The following is a 15,718-nucleotide window of genomic DNA, read 5'->3' as shown; positions in this document are numbered from 1 at the left end:
CGCGCCTTACTTCAGGCCGAGCTCCCGGGTGGGGGTCATGAAGGATTCCTTGGCCGTGAGGGCGGAGATCGCCGCAACGCCGCAGATGACTGCCGTGAAGATGCTGATCTGGACCCAGCCGCCGGGCTTGATGCCGCCCATTGCCGCCACAATCGCCGGGGCGAAACCGGCCATCAGGAAGCCGAGCTGCGTACCGATGGCCAGGCCGGAGAAGCGGACCTTGGTGCTGAACATCTCGGCGTAGAAGGACGGCCAGACGGCGTTGGAGGCTGCGTAGCCGAAGGAGAAGAAGCCGATGGCGGCCAGGAACATCAGCGGAACGCTGCCGGATTCGAGGCTCAGCAGGAACACCGGCGTCAGGACGGCGCTGGCTACGGCGCCATAGATGAAGACGGGCTTGCGGCCGATCTTGTCCGACAGCATGCCGAACAGGGGCTGGGTGCCGAGGGCCACGAAGTTTGCGCCAACTACGAGCCAGAGGGTGGTGGTGCCGTCCACGCCGGCCACGGTCTTGGCGTAGCTGATGGCCAGCGTGCCGAACACGGTGGACACTGCGGCGATGAAGGCGCAGGCCACAACCCGGAGGACGTCGCGCCAGTGGTGCTTCAGCAGGTCGGCCACGGGCAGCTTGGAGATGGCAGCGGTCTTCTGGGCTTCGGCGAATGCCGGCGGTTCGTGCAGGGTGCGGCGGATGAAGAAGGCCACCAGGACCACCACGGCGCTGAGCCAGAACGGGATGCGCCAGCCGATGCCGTACTTGACCTCATCAGGCAGCGCGAGCACGGGGATAAACACGAGGGCCGCGAGGATCTGGCCGCCCTGGGTACCGGTGAGGGTCCAGGACGTGAAGAAGGAACGTCGGTTGTCCGGGGCGTGCTCCAGCGTCATGGACGAGGCACCGGCCTGTTCACCGGCTGCGGAGAGGCCCTGGCACAGGCGGGCGAGCACCAGCAGCGCGGGAGCCCACCAGCCCACCGTGTTGAAGTCGGGGAGGCAGCCGATGAGGAAGGTGGAGGCTCCCATCAGCACCAGGGTGAACATGAGGACCTTCTGCCGGCCCACGCGGTCGCCGAAGTGGCCCAGAATGACGGCGCCGATCGGGCGGGCCACGTAGGCGAAGCCGAAGGTGGCGAAGGACATGATGGCGGCGTTGGCATCAGCATTGGGGAAAAACACGTGCGGGAAGATCAGCGCGGCGGCTGAACCGAAGATGAAGAAGTCGTAGTACTCGACGGCGCTTCCCAGGAAGCTGGCGAGGGCTGCCTTCTTCGGGGTCCCGGCCGGTGCAGCGGTGCCCGGCGTCGTGGACGGGAGTGTCTGGCTCATGGTGTTCCTTTGTGTGACGACATTGTCGCGGATGGATCAGGATTTTCGCAGCTGACGCCTGTTTGTTGCTGGAAACCTAGTTGAAGGCTCTGCTGGCGGCGGCCGGTGGTCCGTGTGAAGACCCGGACGAGTAGCCACATGGTGGGAGCTACTTGTGCGATATAGCAATGATGGCTGTGAGGGCTGTCACTTGTCAAGAAAAATAATCACGATCTAGAAATAGCTCTCACAATGTGGCAACATCGAGTTATGAGTGTGAATCAAAGCACAGAGCCGGACGTTGTGGCCGGAGCAGTCAAAGGGGCGAGGGTGCCCAGGGCAGCCAAGGAAGATTCCCGTACGGATATGGTGGGCAAGGCCCTGGGCCTTCTTGTCCTGCTGGGAGATGAGCCGCGGGGCGCCAGTGCGGCCGAGCTGTCCCGGCGGGCCGAGCTGCCCTTCAGCACCACGTACCGGCTGCTGGGCTCGCTCACCCGGGACGGCTTTGTGGACTACGAGCCGGACGGCCGCCGCTACCACCTGGGCCTGCGCGTCTTCCAGCTGGGCCAGCGCGTCTCCAACCATCACGGATTCGCCGGTACGGCGCTGCCCATCCTCCGCCGGGTCACTGAGAAGACCGGGGAAGCCACCATCCTCTCCGTCCGCGACGGAAACCATCACCTTACGGTCAACAAGGTGGACGGACCGCAGACGTTCCGCGTCACGAGTGATCCCGGGCATCTTGGCGCCCTCCACACCACGTCGGTGGGTAAGGCGCTGGTGGCTTTTGCCGAGGACGCCGAGCGGAAGCGCCTGGTGGAGGAGCTGGAACTTGAGCCGCTGACGGAATATTCCATCACGGACCGTGAGGCCTTCCGGTCCGAGATCGAGCAGGTCCGCCGCCTCGGCTACGCGGTCATGGATGAGGAAAATGAGCTCGGTATGCGCGCCGTGGCCGTTCCTGTCTTCAATGCCCAGGGCTACGCCTTCGCATCCCTGGCAACGGCAGTTCCCGTCTTCCGGCTCAGCATGGAGGAGCTGGTGGCCCTTGTCCCCGTGCTCCAGGAAGCCGCCGCGGAACTGGCCGCAAGGCTGCCGCAGCGATGAGCCGCCCCGCCCGCAGTGGCAGGCGTCGGCGTCGTCATTTGTTCGTCATAAGAACATCAGTGCAATATGTGAACTTTTCCTGTACTGTAATCCCTATCACCCGGCACACCGCCGGCGCCCAGTGCGCCCCGGTCCGCCGGATGCCGTTGTCAAAGGAGCTATACGGATGAGCAATCGAGCAGAGTCCTTTCTGGTGGGCCTCGTGGGTGATGGCGTGATGCCGTCGCTCACGCCCCACATGCACGAACGCGAAGGCGATGTGCAGGGCCTGCGGTACCTCTACCGCCCCATCGACCTGCTGGAGCTGGGCCTGCCCGGTGAATCGGTGGGCGAGCTCCTGCAGAGCGCCCACCGCCTCGGCTTCAACGGACTGAACATCACGCATCCGTGCAAGCAGCTGGTCCTGGACCACCTCGACGAAGTGTCGCCGGACGCCCGCCGCCTCGGCGCCGTCAACACCGTCACCATCCGGGACGGCCGCTTCATCGGCCACAACACCGACTTCTCAGGCTTCGCGGCCGCCCTCGCCTCCGGGCTGCCTGACGCAAAGCTTGACCGCGTGGTCCAGTTGGGTGCCGGCGGCGCCGGTTCCGCCGTCGCGTACGCCCTGCTCACCGCCGGCGTCCGCCACCTTGACCTCGTGGATACGGATGCCGCCCGCTGCGCCGCGCGTGCCGCCGAACTGGCCGGGTTCTTCCCGGACAGCACCGTGAGGGCCCGCACGACGGCGGAGCTGCCGCAGGTGATGCCCCTCGCCGACGGCCTGGTGCACTGCACCCCTGTGGGCATGGCAGCACACCCGGGCGTTCCGCTGGACCTTTCGCTGCTGGAATCCCGGCACTGGGTGGCGGACATTGTCTACCGCCCGATCGACACCGAGCTGGTCCGCGAAGCCCGTGCCAAGGGCTGCGAGGTACTGGACGGCGGACGCATGGCCGTGGGCCAGGCAGCCGATGCCTTCCGGATCTTCACCGGCCTCGAGGCGGACGCGGACCGCATGCGTGCCCACTTCCTGGAACTCGTTGCCGCCGAAGAGGTGACCGCCTGATGCGCACCGGAATCGCCACAGTATGCCTGTCCGGCACGCTGAAGGAGAAAATGCAGGCGTGCGCCATCGCCGGCTTCGACGGAATCGAGATCTTCGAGCAGGACCTGGTGACGTCCTCACTGAGCCCGGAGGACATCCGGAAGACGGCCGCGGACCTGGGCCTGACGCTGGACCTCTACCAGCCGTTCCGTGACTTCGACAGTGTTCCGGAGGATCTCCTCGCCGCCAACCTCCGCCGGGCCGAGGCAAAGTTCAAGCTGATGTCCCGCCTGGGCATGGACACCATCCTGGTCTGCTCCAACGTGGGCACGGCCACCATCGACGACGACTCCCTGCGCGCCGAACAGCTGGCCCGGCTGGCGGGGCTCGCCGCCGACCACGGCGTGAAGGTGGCCTACGAGGCACTCGCCTGGGGCAAGTACGTCAACGACTACGAGCACGCCCACCGCCTGGTGGAAACCGTGGACCATCCGAACCTGGGCACCTGCCTGGACTCCTTCCACATCCTGTCCCGCGACTGGGACACCGCACCGATTGAATCGTTCAGCGCGGACAAGATCTTCTTCGTGCAGGTGGCGGACGCCCCGAAGCTTTCTATGGACGTCCTGTCCTGGAGCCGCCACTACCGCGTCTTCCCGGGCGAGGGCCAGTTTGAACTGGCCAAGTTCATGGGCCACGTGGTCCGCGCCGGCTACACCGGACCGGTGTCGCTGGAGGTCTTCAACGACGTCTTCCGCCAGTCCGACGTCGAACGCACCGCCGTGGACGCCATGCGGTCGCTGATCTGGCTGGAGGAGCAGAGCGCCAAGTGGCTGGAGGCAAACGCCCCGGCGGGTGCGGGTGCCGCAGGCACTCAAGCAAAAGGCCGCCGTCGTTATCCCATGGAACTGGCCACCCTCCCGCAGGTGGCAGAACCGGCCGGCTTCAACTTCGCCGAGGTCAAAGCCGCTGACACCGCAGGCCTCGAGAAGGTGCTGGGACAGCTGGGCTTTGAATTCAACGGCAGACACCGCACCAAGGACGTGCAATTGTGGAGCATGGGCCACGCACGCGTGATCATCAATGAGGCTTCGGTGGGCGCCGGGGACTCCTCACCGGCAATTGCCGCCCTCGGGTTCGACGTCGACTCTCCCGTGATCGCCGCGGCCCGCGCCCAGCAGCTCAAGGCGCCCGCCGTGCCCCGCAAGAGCCAGGCCGACGAAGAAGTGTTCCAGGGCTTCGCCGCGCCGGACTCCACAGAGATCTTCCTCTGCCAGGGCAGCCCGGACGGCACGGCAGCCTGGACCCGCGAGTTCGGCGAAGGGCTGGAGTTCCCGGCCGCCGGCGGACGCGGCGCGGTGATCGACCACGTGAACCTCGCCCAGCCGTGGCAGCACTTTGACGAAGCCGTGCTGTTCTACACCAGCGCGCTGGCCCTGGAGCCGCAGCCGTTCGCGGAGGTGCCCAGCCCCAGCGGACTGGTGCGCTCCCAGGTGATGTTGACGGCGGACCGTGCCGTGCGCCTGGTGCTCAACCTTGCACCGGTGATCCAGCAGGACGGCGCGGATTCGGGCACCGCGCACCGGAAGACCTACCAGGAGCACATCGCCTTCGCCGTGGACGACCTCGTGGAGACGGCCCGCGCAGCCCGGGACCGGGGCCTGGATTTCCTGCAGATCCCGGCCAACTACTACGAGGACCTGGACGCGCGGTTCGACCTCGACCCTGCGTTCCTGGCCACGCTCCGGGAGCTCAACCTCCTGTACGACCGCGACGCCGACGGCGAGTTCCTGCACTTCTACACCGCCACCGTGGGCAGCGTGTTCTTCGAAATGGTGGAGCGCCGCGGCGGCTATGACGGCTACGGTGCACCCAACGCGCCGGTGCGGCACGCCGTCCAGTACGACCACCTGCACCAGCTGGGCCGCACCGCCTGAACCCACCACCCATCGTCACCAACCATCAACAACAAGTGAAAGGAGGCTGCTGTGCCTGAAGACATCAACCTTGAAATTTTCAATGCCGACCCGATCACCGAAGACGTGTCGGACGCGGCGCCCCAGGCCGGAACCGAAGCCGCACCGAAGACCTATGCGCCGCTCGATGCCGCTGCGGAATCGCAGGCGGACCTCAGCGCCGAAATGAAATCGATCGGCGAAGCATATGCGGAGGCGCTCAAGAACGGAGCCAAGGCGGAAATCCAGCCCCGGCTGGACTACGCACCGTACCGCAGCAGCGTCCTCCGCCACCCGACCAAGGACCTGCACCACGCCGATCCGGAAACCATCGAACTGTACTCACCGGCCTTCGGGCACATGGACGTGCACGCGCTGGAATCGGACCTGACCATCCAGCACAACGGTGAGCCCCTGGGCGAACGCATCCTGGTCTCAGGCCGCGTGCTCGACGGCGACGGCCGTCCCGTGGCCGGACAGCTCGTAGAGATCTGGCAGGCCAACTCGGCCGGGCGCTACATCCACAAGCGGGACCAGCACCCGGCACCGCTCGACCCCAACTTCACCGGCGTGGGCCGCTGCATCACCGGCGCCGACGGTTCCTACAGCTTCACCACCATCAAGCCCGGCGCGTACCCGTGGAAGAACCACCTCAACGCCTGGCGGCCGGCGCACATCCACTTCTCCCTCTTCGGGCAGGAATTCACCCAGCGCATCGTCACCCAGATGTACTTCCCCGGTGACCAGCTCTTCCCGCTGGACCCCATCTACCAGTCCATCGTGGACCAGGACGCCCGCGACCGGCTGGTGGCCACCTACGACCACGACCTCACCAAGCCTGAGTGGGCGATCGGCTACAGGTGGGACATTGTCCTGACGGGCTCCAAGCGGACCTGGACCGAAAACGAAGCATTTGGCACAGATGGCGACGAGGAGTAGTCGGATGAGTAACCCCACCAAGCTGACCCCCACCCCCGGCCAGACCGTTGGCCCCTTCTACGGCTACGCACTGCCGTACGAAAAGGACCGTGAACTGCTGGCTCCGGGTTCACCGGGCTCCATCCGCCTGCAAGGCACTGTCTACGACGGTGCCGGCCACCCCATCCCGGACGCAATCCTGGAAATCTGGCAGCCGGATTCCGAGGGCAAGGTCGTACGCCGGACCGGTTCGCTGGTCCGGGACGGCTACACGTTCACCGGATTCGGCCGGAGCGCGGTGGGCAACACCGGCGTGTACACCTTCACCACGGTTAATCCCGGCCCCACCGAGCCCGGCGCAGCGGCCTTCATTTCGGTCGCCGTGTTTGCCCGCGGCCTGATGAACCGGCTCTTCACGCGTGTGTACCTGCCGGAGAATGAGGAAGCCCTGGCGGCGGATCCGCTGCTCTCCTCCCTGGACCCGGAGCGCCGCAGCACGCTGATTGCGCGCCGCGACGCCGATGGCGGACTCACCTGGGACATCCGGCTGCAGGGCGAAGGGGAAACGGTCTTCCTCGACTTTGAGGATGCCTCCAAGTGAATGATCCTGACGTGTTCGGCGGCGACGTCGGACTCCTCAGTCCCGTGTCGGCGTCGCCTTTGGTGGCGGCGCTGACGGGGGACCGGGCGGTCCTGGCGGCGATTCTCGCCGTTGAGGCCGGCTGGGCGTCGGTTTTGGAGAAGGCCGGCCTCGCGCCGGCCGGCTCTGCCGCCGTGGTGGCTTCCGCAGCGGACGCGGACCGCTACGACGTGGCCGGCATCGCCGTCCGCGCACAGGGCGGCGCTAACCCGGTCATCCCGCTCCTGGCTGACCTCCGGGCCCAGGTCAAGGCCCTGGACACAGACAATCTGGGCGCTCTGGGGGCCGTGCACACCTCGCTGACCAGCCAGGACGTGCTGGACTCGGCGCTGATGCTGCTGGCCAGGAACGCCGTTGCCATGCTCCTCGCCGACCTTCGCGGAATCACGACGGCGCTGGCGGCCTTTGCGGAGCAGCATGCGGACACGTTGTGCGTCGGCAGGAGCCTGACGCAGCACTCGCTGCCGTTTACGTTCGGGCTCAAGGCGGCGCAGTGGTTCCATGGACTGGCCGCTGCGGGCCGGCGCCTGGAGGCCGTCGAGCTGCCGCTGCAGACGGGCGGCGCCGCTGGAACGCTGGCCGCCGGGACAGTGCTGACCAAGGGTTCGGTGGACACACCCTTCGACCTCTCGGGCAACCTGGCCGCACACCTCGGGCTGGCGTCAGCCCCGGGGCCATGGCACACCAACCGGCTGGCCGTCACCTCCCTGGGCGATGCGCTGGCTGCGGTGACGGACGCGCTGGGCAAGATCGCCGGCGATGTGCTGTTCCTCAGCCGTCCGGAAGTGGGAGAGCTCGCCGAACCCCGGGCCGCCGGGCGCGGGGTTTCGTCAGCCATGCCGCAGAAGCAGAACCCCGTACTGTCCGTGCTGGTCCGCAGCGCTGCACTGCAGGCACCGAACCTGGCCGCGCAGCTGCACCTGGCAGCGGCCAACTTCAACGATGAACGTCCCGACGGCGCCTGGCACAGCGAATGGCAGGCCTTTCGCCAGCTCCTTCGGCTGGCACTCGGCGCGGCCGGGCACCTGCGGGAACTCGCGGAGGGCCTGCAGGTCTTTCCGGATGCCATGCGCCGCAACCTGGAACTGTCCGGGCCGCTGCTGCTCAGCGAAGGAGTGTCCGCCGCCGTGGCGCCGCTCCTTGATGAGCGGGACGGACGGAACGGCAAGCAGCAGCTCCAGGACATGGTGGACCGGACGCTCCAGGCTCCGTCCCCGGAGCAGCCCGGAACATACCGCCGACTGCTGCGGGAGGCCGTTCCCGCCGAAGCCCTGTCCAACGAACGGCTGGAGGAACTCCTGGATCCTGCCAGCTACGTGGGGCAGGCCACTGAAATTTCCCGCCGCATCCTGGCCGCTTTCCCCGACTTTGCCGGCTACGACGAATCGGCCGGCGCAGGCCGGGCCCTTCCCGCCGGAACAACCACCGAAACAGACCTGAACGGAGTCACCCGTGGCTAGACCAACAGTCAAGGCAGTACTGCTCTCCCCCCAGCGCCCGCTGGGGGACAAGCCCCTGCTGGTGGTGGGGCCGTCACTGGGGACGTCCTCGCTGCTGTGGGCCCAGGCCGGCGCCCTGCTCGGGACCGACTACGACGTCGTCGCCTGGGACCTGCCCGGGCACGGCGTGTCACCGGCCGCAACGGAAACGTTCGACGTCGCCGAACTGGCCGACGCCGTCGTCGACCTCGTTGACTCGATTGCCCCGGGCGAGAGGTTCCATTACGCCGGCGTGTCCCTCGGCGGGGCCACCGGGCTGCAGCTGGGAATCAAGCACGGCGAACGGCTGAAGAGCTTGTCGGTGCAGTGCACCGGCGCCAAGATCGGCACGCCCGAAGGCTGGCTGGAGCGCGCGGAGACCGTCCGGACCCAGGGCACGCCGGTGATGATCCAGGGTTCAGCCGAGCGCTGGTTCGCGCCCGGCTTCATGGATCGTGAGCCGGAGCTTAGCGGCCGGCTCCTGCACTCCCTTCGCGATACCGACCGTTTCAGCTACGCCTTCTGCTGCGAAGCCCTTGCCGGCTTCGACGTCCGCGCCGAGCTGGGCAGCATCCGTGTTCCCACCCAGGCGGTGGCCGGCGCGGAAGACACGGTTGCGCCGCCGTCGTTTGCCAAGGAGATCGTGGACGGAATCACCGCCGGCGGCGGGACGGCAAACGCCGTGACACTGGAGGGGGTGGCACACCTGGCTCCGTTCGAGGCACCTGCCCATGTTGCCGAACTGCTGCGCAGCCTCATCACCTGGAGCGAAACCAGCGGGGCAGCCAAATGAGCGGCCCGGAGACCGCTGGCGGGGCGCCCGCCGGCCCTGAACGGCACGGGGTGGTCCAGCCGGACGCCACCAGCCAGGAAATCTACGACGGCGGGATGGTGGTCCGTCGCGAGGTGCTGGGGGCCGCGCATGTTGACCGCGCCAACGCCAACAAGGACTCCTTCACCGAAGACTTCCAGGACATGATCACCCGCATCGCCTGGGGTGGCATCTGGACGCGGCCGGGCCTGACCCGGCAGATGCGTTCGGCCGTCACCATCACCGCCATGGTGGCGCACGGGCACTGGGAAGAACTGGCCATGCACATCCGCGCAGCCATCACCAACGGCCTGAGCAGGGACGAGATCAAGGAAATCCTGCTGCAGACCGCCATTTACTGCGGGGTTCCCTCCGCCAACACTGCTTTCAAGACAGCCCAACAAGTGTTTAGGGACCTGGACGCCGCCGCCCCGCCCAACTAGGTGGCAGTAGATGTCGTTATGAGCCCTCATAAAGACATTAACTGCGACCTAGTTGGGACTATCAGCCGGAAATTAGAGGAATAGTTATGAATGAAGCTTTTGTGTACGACGCCGTGCGCACGCCTTTCGGCAAGTTCGGCTCCGGCCTCGCCGCTGTCCGCCCGGACGATCTGGCCGCGCACGTGATCGGTGAGATCGTCAAGCGGGCCCCGAAGCTCGACGTCGAGCGAATCGACGAGGTGGTCTTCGGCAACGCGAACGGCGCCGGTGAGGAGAACCGCAACGTTGCCCGGATGGGCACCCTGCTGGCCGGACTGCCCGTGTCGATTCCGGGCACCACGGTCAACCGGCTCTGCGGGTCCTCGCTGGACGCGGCGATCATTGCCTCGCGCCAGGTGAACGCCGGGGACGCGGAGCTGATGCTGATCGGCGGTGCCGAGTCGATGTCCCGTGCCCCTTGGGTGCTGCCGAAGACCGAGAAGCCGTACCCCGCCGGGGACCTGAACCTGGCCTCCACCACGCTGGGCTGGCGTTTGGTGAACAAGGCGATGCCGAAGGACTGGACCATTTCCCTGGGCGAGGCCACCGAACGCCTGCGCGAGAAGTACGGCGTCACCCGCGAGCAGCAGGACGAGTTCTCCGCGAACTCCCACAACCTTGCCGCCGCAGCCTGGGACGAGGGCTTCTATGACAACCTCGTGGCTCCGGTGCCGGGCACGGACCTGGTCCGTGACGAGGGCATCCGGGCCGGGTCCTCGGCGGAGAAGCTCGCCGGGCTCAAGACCGTGTTCCGGGCCGAGAACGGCACGGTCACCGCGGGCAACGCGTCCCCGCTTTCAGACGGCGCGTCCGCGGCCTGGATCGGGTCGGAGAACGCCGCCGGGATCCTCGGGATGGAGCCGTTGGCCCGGATCGCGGGCCGCGGCGCGCACGCGAACGATCCGCAGTTCTTCGGCTACGCCCCGGTGGAGGCCGCGAACAAGGCCCTCGCGAAGGCGGGCATCAGCTGGGAGCAGGTGGGCGCCGTCGAACTGAACGAAGCGTTCGCCGCGCAGTCCCTGGCCTGCATCAACGCCTGGGGCATCGACCACGCAATTGTGAACCGGCACGGCGGTGCGATCGCGATGGGCCACCCGCTGGGTGCCTCCGGCGGACGCATCCTGGGCACCCTGGCCCGGTCCCTGCAGGCCTCCGGGGAACGCTGGGGCGTCGCCGCGATCTGCATCGGCGTCGGCCAGGGCCTCGCCGTCGTCCTCGAAAACGTCACCTCGGGAGCTAAGGGCTAAGAACATGCTGAATTTCATTGACACTGTCGGCGAGGCCGTCGCAGGCATCAAGGACGGTTCCACCGTGATGATCGGCGGCTTCGGCAACGCCGGCCAGCCGTTCGAACTGATCGATGCGCTGCTGGACTGCGGCGCCCGCGAGCTCACGGTGGTCAACAACAACGCCGGCCAGGGTGACCAGGGCCTGGCCCTGCTCATCAAGGAAGGCCGCGTGAAGAAGATGATCTGCTCCTTCCCGCGGCAGTCCGACTCCTGGCACTTCGACGCCAAATACAAGGCCGGCGAGATCGAACTGGAACTCGTCCCGCAGGGCAACCTTGCTGAGCGCATCAGGGCCGCCGGCGCCGGCATCGGCGGCTTCTTCACGCCCACCGGCTACGGAACCATGCTGGCCGAGGGCAAGGAAACCCGCATCCTGGACGGCCGCGGACAGGTCTTCGAGACTCCCATCCACGCGGACGTGGCGCTCATCAAGGCCCTCAAGGCGGACGGCGTCGGAAACCTGGTGTACCGCAAGACCGCCCGGAACTTCGGCCCGATCATGGCCGCTGCGGCCAAGCACACCATTGTCCAGGTTTCGGAGATTGTGCCCACCGGCGGACTCGACCCGGAGAACGTCGTGACCCCCGGCATCTACGTGAACAGCATTGTGAAGGTGGCCTGACATGAGCGCACAGACAAGCAGCGAGACCGGCTCGATCCAGAGCAGCGACAAGCCCCTCGGCCGCGACGACCTCGCCCGGTTGGTGGCCCGCGATATCAAGCCCGGTTCGTTCGTGAACCTTGGCATCGGCCAGCCCACCCTGGTGTCCAACTACCTCGAGCCGGAGCAGAACATCACGCTCCACACCGAGAACGGGATGCTGGGCATGGGGCCGGAAGCCAAGGGCGATGAGATTGACGAAGACCTCATCAACGCCGGGAAGATCCCCGTGACCGAACTGCCGGGGGCGTCCTACTTCCACCACGCCGATTCCTTCGCGATCATGCGCGGCGGGCACCTGGACATCTGCGTCCTCGGCGCATTCCAGGTCTCGGCCACCGGTGACCTCGCCAACTGGCACACCGGCGCCCCGGATGCCATCCCCGCGGTGGGCGGCGCCATGGACCTTGCCACCGGGGCCAAGGACGTCTTTGTGATGATGACGCTCCTGACCCGCGACGGTGTGTCCAAGATCGTGGAGGCCTGCACCTACCCGCTCACCGGCGTGGGCTGCGTGACCCGCGTGTACACGGACAAGGCCGTGTTCCTCACGGGCCCGGACGGCGTCCAGGTCCGCGAAACGTTCGGCTGCACCCTCGAGGAGCTTCAGGCCCTGGTGCCCGTCCCCCTCACGGCAGCCCCCGCCGTCGAACGCTGATCCGCCAGCGCGAACGGACACTTACGGCCCCCGCCAGGCGTGACGGCCGGGCCGGAAGTGTCCGTTCGCGCTCCGGGGCGGGGCCGGAAGTGTCCGTTCGCGCTCGGGGGAGTAGCTGCGGGCTAATAGGATTGGTAACCATGACCGACGCAGCAGCCGAGACCGCGCCCAGGCCTTCCTCTGCGCCCCAGGCCAGTGACCAATACGTTCAATCGCTTGCCCGCGGGCTGGCGGTGATCCGCGCCTTCGATACCGACCACCCGGTGATGACACTCACCGAAGTTGCTGCACGGACGGACCTGACCCGTGCCACCGCGCGCCGGTTCCTGCACACCCTTGTGGAACTGGGCTACGTGCGCACGGACGGGAAGACCTTCGCCCTCACCGCGCAGGTGCTGCAGCTCGGCTACGCCTACCTTTCCGGATTGTCGCTGCCCCAGCTCGCCCAGCCGCACCTGGAGGAACTTTCGCTGCGCCTGGGGGAGTCGACGTCGGCCGCTGTCCTGGACGGCAAGGACATCGCCTACATCGCCCGGGTCACCACCCGACGGATCATGAACGTGGGCATCACCGTGGGGACCCGGTTCCCGGCCTACGCCACCTCCATGGGCCGCGTGCTGCTCGCGGCGCTGCCGCCGGCCGCACTGAATCAGTACCTCGCGGAGGCTGAGATCAAGCCGCTCACGCCCCGGGCCATCGGGACCACGAAAGACCTCGTGGCCGCGCTGGACACGGTCCGCGCGCAGGGCTGGTGCCTGCTGGACCAGGAACTCGAACTCGGCCTGATGTCCATCGCGGCGCCGGTGCACCACGGCCCTACGAAGGTGGTGGCGGCGATCAACGTGTCACTGCAGGCCCAGTCGGTGGCCGCGAAACCGGATCCCAAGGCCTACCTGGAGATGGTGCGGAAGGAAACTGTTGAGACGGCCCGGCTGATTTCGGCGGACCTTTCAGCCAAGCATTAGTCCGTTTGGGTCATTCCGTCTTTCCCTGGAGTGATCGGCTCCACTGGCGGCCACCACTTGGTGGGCGGGCCGATGACAAAGCGGCGCCCGGTCAGTTCGCTGGGCGTGATCCGGACCAGAATGTCCTTGGCCCCCTCCTGCCAGGGTGACGGCGTTTCGGCAGGAGCGTCCTCGCCCGGCTGCACGGCCTCGGCGACCCCCTTGACCACCACGCTCCACGCGATGGTTCCATAGACGTTCAGTCCGTCGGCTTCAAGGACCACCGGCTCCCCGGCGAGCACAGCGTCCAGCTTGGTCCCGGGGCCGGTCCGGAAGATCACCGTGCCTTCATCCGGCAGGTAGTTCACCGGAAAGATTTCCGGCGCGGCGTTGCTGATCACCGCCAGCCGTCCCACGGAGGCGGAGCGAAGGTGCCGCCAGCATTCACGGACGGTGAGTTCTGTTATTTCCGGCCCCGGCCCAGAGGTGTTCATGGTGCTGAGCCTAGGCGTCCGGTCCGCGTTGCGGCAAGGCAGTAAGACCCTGTTTTCAGTTACGCTTCACCTTAGTGAGAACCCCCGACCATTTGCCCGTGAAGGATGCCATGACCCAGCACAACAATGAGCCGGAGAACACGAACGCTCCGGAAGGCAGCACCGCGGCGCAGGCCGGTTCCGGTCCCAGGCGCGCCGCCGTCATCATCAACCCGGCCAAGCCCGTGGACTTCGATGTTCGCGGCCTGATGGCCAAGCACTGTGCAGATGCGGGCTGGGATGAGCCCCTGTGGATCGAAACCAGCAAGGACGACCCCGGCGTCGGCCAGGCGAAGGAAGCGCTGGAGCGGGGCGCCGACGTCGTCATTGCCGCCGGCGGCGACGGCACCGTCCGGTGCGTGGCTGAGGTCCTTTCCGGCACGTCCACGCCCATGGGGCTGCTACCGCTGGGCACGGGAAACCTGCTGGCCCGCAACCTCGGCATGGATGTCACCGATATCGAAGGTGCCATGGCGGGCGCCCTGACGGGCGAGGACCGCAAGATCGACGTGGTCCGTGCAGTCCGGAGCGATCCTGACAAGGAGCAGCACTTCCTGGTGATGGCCGGCGTGGGGTACGACGCCACCATCATGGCGGACACCAACGAAGACCTGAAGGACAAGGTGGGCTGGTTGGCCTACGTCGATGCGGGCATCCGGAACCTTCCGGGCAAACCGGTGAAGGCGAGCATTGTCATCGACGGCAAACCAGTGGTCCACCGCCGGGTCCGCAGCGTCATGGTGGGGAACTGCGGCAAGGTCCAGGGCGGCCTGGAAATCTTCCCGGACGCGAAGGTGGATGACGGCCTGCTGGATGTTGTGGTCCTGGCGCCCCGGGGCAAGCTCGGCTGGTTCTCGGTCGTGGCCGGGATGCTCGGCAAAGGCAAAGGCAAGGACACCTCCGTGGAGTACTTCCAGGGCAAGGACGTGGAGATCACCCTTGAACACGCCGACGACTACCAGCTTGACGGGGACCATGAGGGCGACGGGAAGCACGTCCGCATGACCATGCTTCCCGGAGCGCTGACGGTCAGGATGAACGCGCCGGCTGGCGCTTAGACGGCAGCGCGCAACAGCGTCAAAAAGGTTCGACGGCGGTCCACTCCCAGTGGGTGGGCCGCCGTCGGTTCTTGCCTGGGCTGCTGGAACTGCGGGCTGGTTGATATGCAGCCTGCCCGGCGTTCAGCCGGCCAGCAGCCTGCCCCACCTCGGTGCGAGCAAGGGGGACCCGGCAAGTTTGAGGCACTGCCACAGGGTCACGGCCACGGAGTCCAGCACCGGGACGCCGGTTTCCGCCTCCACTTCCGCTGCGATGTTGGCGCCGTACAGGTTGGTGCAGAGGTAGACGAGGGCGTCGGGCCGTGTTGCCGCGAGCTCCAGCGACCCCGGCCGCATTTCGTCGTCCGTGACCCTGGCGAAGGACTCGTTGTCGCTCAGCCCCAGGGCTCGGTGGTCGATGGTCTTGATGCCGTCCCGCTCGTAGGAGGCCATGATGGCGTGGTTGACGTCTGCCGTGTACGGCGTGAAGAGTCCGATCCGTTCCGTTCCGAAGGACTCGAAAGCCGCCAGGTAGACGAGCGTGGACGTGGTGGCCGGGATGCCCGTCGCGTCAACGATCTCGCGGACCAGTTGGCGGTCATGTTCGGCGCCGAGCCAGGAGCCTGACGTCCCGTTCCAGGCGATGACGTCCACGTCCGCCGTCGCCAGGAGCTCGGCGGCAGCCCTCATGACGGCGGGATCAAACTGCTTGTCCGAGGAATCGTCCAGGGCGATCCGGGTGACCGGGATCCGGGTGAAATGGATGGTGACGTCGTCCCGGTCGCCCAGGATGCGGTAGCTCTGCGGCTCCAGGCAGGTGTTGGAGGACGGCACGATCATGCCGATGCGGGTCTTGCGTACTTCAGAAGGCAT

The 15,718-nt window shown here is 66.9% G+C and carries 16 protein-coding genes; 13 read left to right on the top strand and 3 right to left on the bottom strand.

Annotated elements, in window-relative coordinates; genetic code table 11:
* Positions 1 to 6 precede the first annotated feature (6 nt).
* The gene (locus tag ACFVWT_RS09270) at positions 7 to 1,326 is read right to left on the bottom strand and encodes an MFS transporter (protein ID WP_390247345.1); all 1,320 of its coding nucleotides are present in this window, start codon (positions 1,324 to 1,326) and stop codon (positions 7 to 9) included.
* A 249-nt stretch (positions 1,327 to 1,575) separates the two neighbouring features.
* On the opposite strand from ACFVWT_RS09270, the gene ACFVWT_RS09265 reads away from it, so the two are divergent.
* The 12 genes from ACFVWT_RS09265 to ACFVWT_RS09210 all read left to right on the top strand — a co-directional run bounded on the left by ACFVWT_RS09265 (position 1,576) and on the right by ACFVWT_RS09210 (position 13,296).
* Positions 1,576 to 2,412: an IclR family transcriptional regulator gene (locus ACFVWT_RS09265; protein WP_390247343.1), complete on the top strand. Its 837-nt coding sequence runs from the start codon at positions 1,576 to 1,578 to the stop codon at positions 2,410 to 2,412.
* Positions 2,413 to 2,578: 166 nt separating this feature from the next.
* Positions 2,579 to 3,460: a shikimate dehydrogenase gene (locus ACFVWT_RS09260; protein ID WP_390247341.1), complete on the top strand. Its 882-nt coding sequence runs from the start codon at positions 2,579 to 2,581 to the stop codon at positions 3,458 to 3,460.
* Positions 3,460 to 5,376 carry a bifunctional sugar phosphate isomerase/epimerase/4-hydroxyphenylpyruvate dioxygenase family protein gene (locus ACFVWT_RS09255; protein ID WP_390247339.1) on the top strand — a complete coding sequence of 639 codons (1,917 nt, stop codon included), beginning with the start codon at positions 3,460 to 3,462 and terminating at the stop codon, positions 5,374 to 5,376. The genes ACFVWT_RS09260 and ACFVWT_RS09255 overlap by 1 nt, the downstream gene beginning before the upstream one ends.
* Before the next feature lie 51 nt (positions 5,377 to 5,427).
* Entirely contained in the window at positions 5,428 to 6,333 is a 906-nt protein-coding gene (gene pcaH, locus ACFVWT_RS09250) for a protocatechuate 3,4-dioxygenase subunit beta (protein ID WP_390247337.1), read from the top strand.
* Between the two features lie 4 nt (positions 6,334 to 6,337).
* A complete protein-coding gene (gene pcaG, locus ACFVWT_RS09245) occupies positions 6,338 to 6,913 on the top strand; it encodes a protocatechuate 3,4-dioxygenase subunit alpha (RefSeq protein WP_390247335.1) in 576 nt (191 codons plus the stop codon).
* Positions 6,914 to 6,924: 11 nt separating this feature from the next.
* Positions 6,925 to 8,412 carry a lyase family protein gene (locus tag ACFVWT_RS09240; RefSeq protein ID WP_390247836.1) on the top strand — a complete coding sequence of 496 codons (1,488 nt, stop codon included), beginning with the start codon at positions 6,925 to 6,927 and terminating at the stop codon, positions 8,410 to 8,412.
* Positions 8,405 to 9,223, top strand: coding sequence for an alpha/beta fold hydrolase (locus ACFVWT_RS09235; RefSeq protein WP_390247333.1), 819 nt, complete (start codon positions 8,405 to 8,407; stop codon positions 9,221 to 9,223). The genes ACFVWT_RS09240 and ACFVWT_RS09235 overlap by 8 nt, the downstream gene beginning before the upstream one ends.
* Positions 9,220 to 9,684 (top strand): 4-carboxymuconolactone decarboxylase, encoded by a 465-nt coding sequence (pcaC, locus tag ACFVWT_RS09230; RefSeq protein ID WP_390247331.1) that lies wholly within the window; start codon positions 9,220 to 9,222, stop codon positions 9,682 to 9,684. The genes ACFVWT_RS09235 and pcaC overlap by 4 nt, the downstream gene beginning before the upstream one ends.
* Positions 9,685 to 9,770: 86 nt before the next feature.
* The gene (locus ACFVWT_RS09225) at positions 9,771 to 10,970 is read left to right on the top strand and encodes a thiolase family protein (RefSeq protein WP_390247329.1); all 1,200 of its coding nucleotides are present in this window, start codon (positions 9,771 to 9,773) and stop codon (positions 10,968 to 10,970) included.
* A gap of 4 nt (positions 10,971 to 10,974) precedes the next feature.
* Positions 10,975 to 11,634, top strand: a complete 660-nt coding sequence (locus tag ACFVWT_RS09220) for a 3-oxoacid CoA-transferase subunit A (RefSeq protein ID WP_011693895.1) — start codon at positions 10,975 to 10,977, stop codon at positions 11,632 to 11,634.
* A 1-nt stretch (position 11,635) separates the two neighbouring features.
* Positions 11,636 to 12,331 carry a 3-oxoacid CoA-transferase subunit B gene (locus ACFVWT_RS09215; protein WP_390247327.1) on the top strand — a complete coding sequence of 232 codons (696 nt, stop codon included), beginning with the start codon at positions 11,636 to 11,638 and terminating at the stop codon, positions 12,329 to 12,331.
* A 140-nt stretch (positions 12,332 to 12,471) separates the two neighbouring features.
* Positions 12,472 to 13,296 carry an IclR family transcriptional regulator C-terminal domain-containing protein gene (locus ACFVWT_RS09210; protein ID WP_390247325.1) on the top strand — a complete coding sequence of 275 codons (825 nt, stop codon included), beginning with the start codon at positions 12,472 to 12,474 and terminating at the stop codon, positions 13,294 to 13,296.
* On the opposite strand, the gene ACFVWT_RS09205 is transcribed toward ACFVWT_RS09210, so the two are convergent.
* Positions 13,293 to 13,769: a pyridoxamine 5'-phosphate oxidase family protein gene (locus tag ACFVWT_RS09205; protein WP_390247323.1), complete on the bottom strand. Its 477-nt coding sequence runs from the start codon at positions 13,767 to 13,769 to the stop codon at positions 13,293 to 13,295. The two genes, ACFVWT_RS09210 and ACFVWT_RS09205, sit on opposite strands and share 4 nt — an antisense overlap.
* Before the next feature lie 110 nt (positions 13,770 to 13,879).
* Between ACFVWT_RS09205 and ACFVWT_RS09200 the strand changes: the two genes are divergently transcribed.
* Positions 13,880 to 14,866: a diacylglycerol/lipid kinase family protein gene (locus ACFVWT_RS09200; protein WP_390247321.1), complete on the top strand. Its 987-nt coding sequence runs from the start codon at positions 13,880 to 13,882 to the stop codon at positions 14,864 to 14,866.
* 123 nt (positions 14,867 to 14,989) lie between these two features.
* Here the strand turns inward: ACFVWT_RS09200 and ACFVWT_RS09195 are convergent, their stop codons facing one another.
* On the bottom strand, positions 14,990 to 15,718 hold the full coding sequence (locus ACFVWT_RS09195; protein ID WP_390247319.1) for an Asp/Glu racemase: 729 nt from the start codon (positions 15,716 to 15,718) through the stop codon (positions 14,990 to 14,992).

Source organism: Arthrobacter sp. NPDC058288 (assembly GCF_042880995.1).
Classification (GTDB): domain Bacteria; phylum Actinomycetota; class Actinomycetes; order Actinomycetales; family Micrococcaceae; genus Arthrobacter.
Note: the sequence above shows the minus strand (reverse complement) of the source record. Positions and strands in the feature narration are given on the sequence as shown.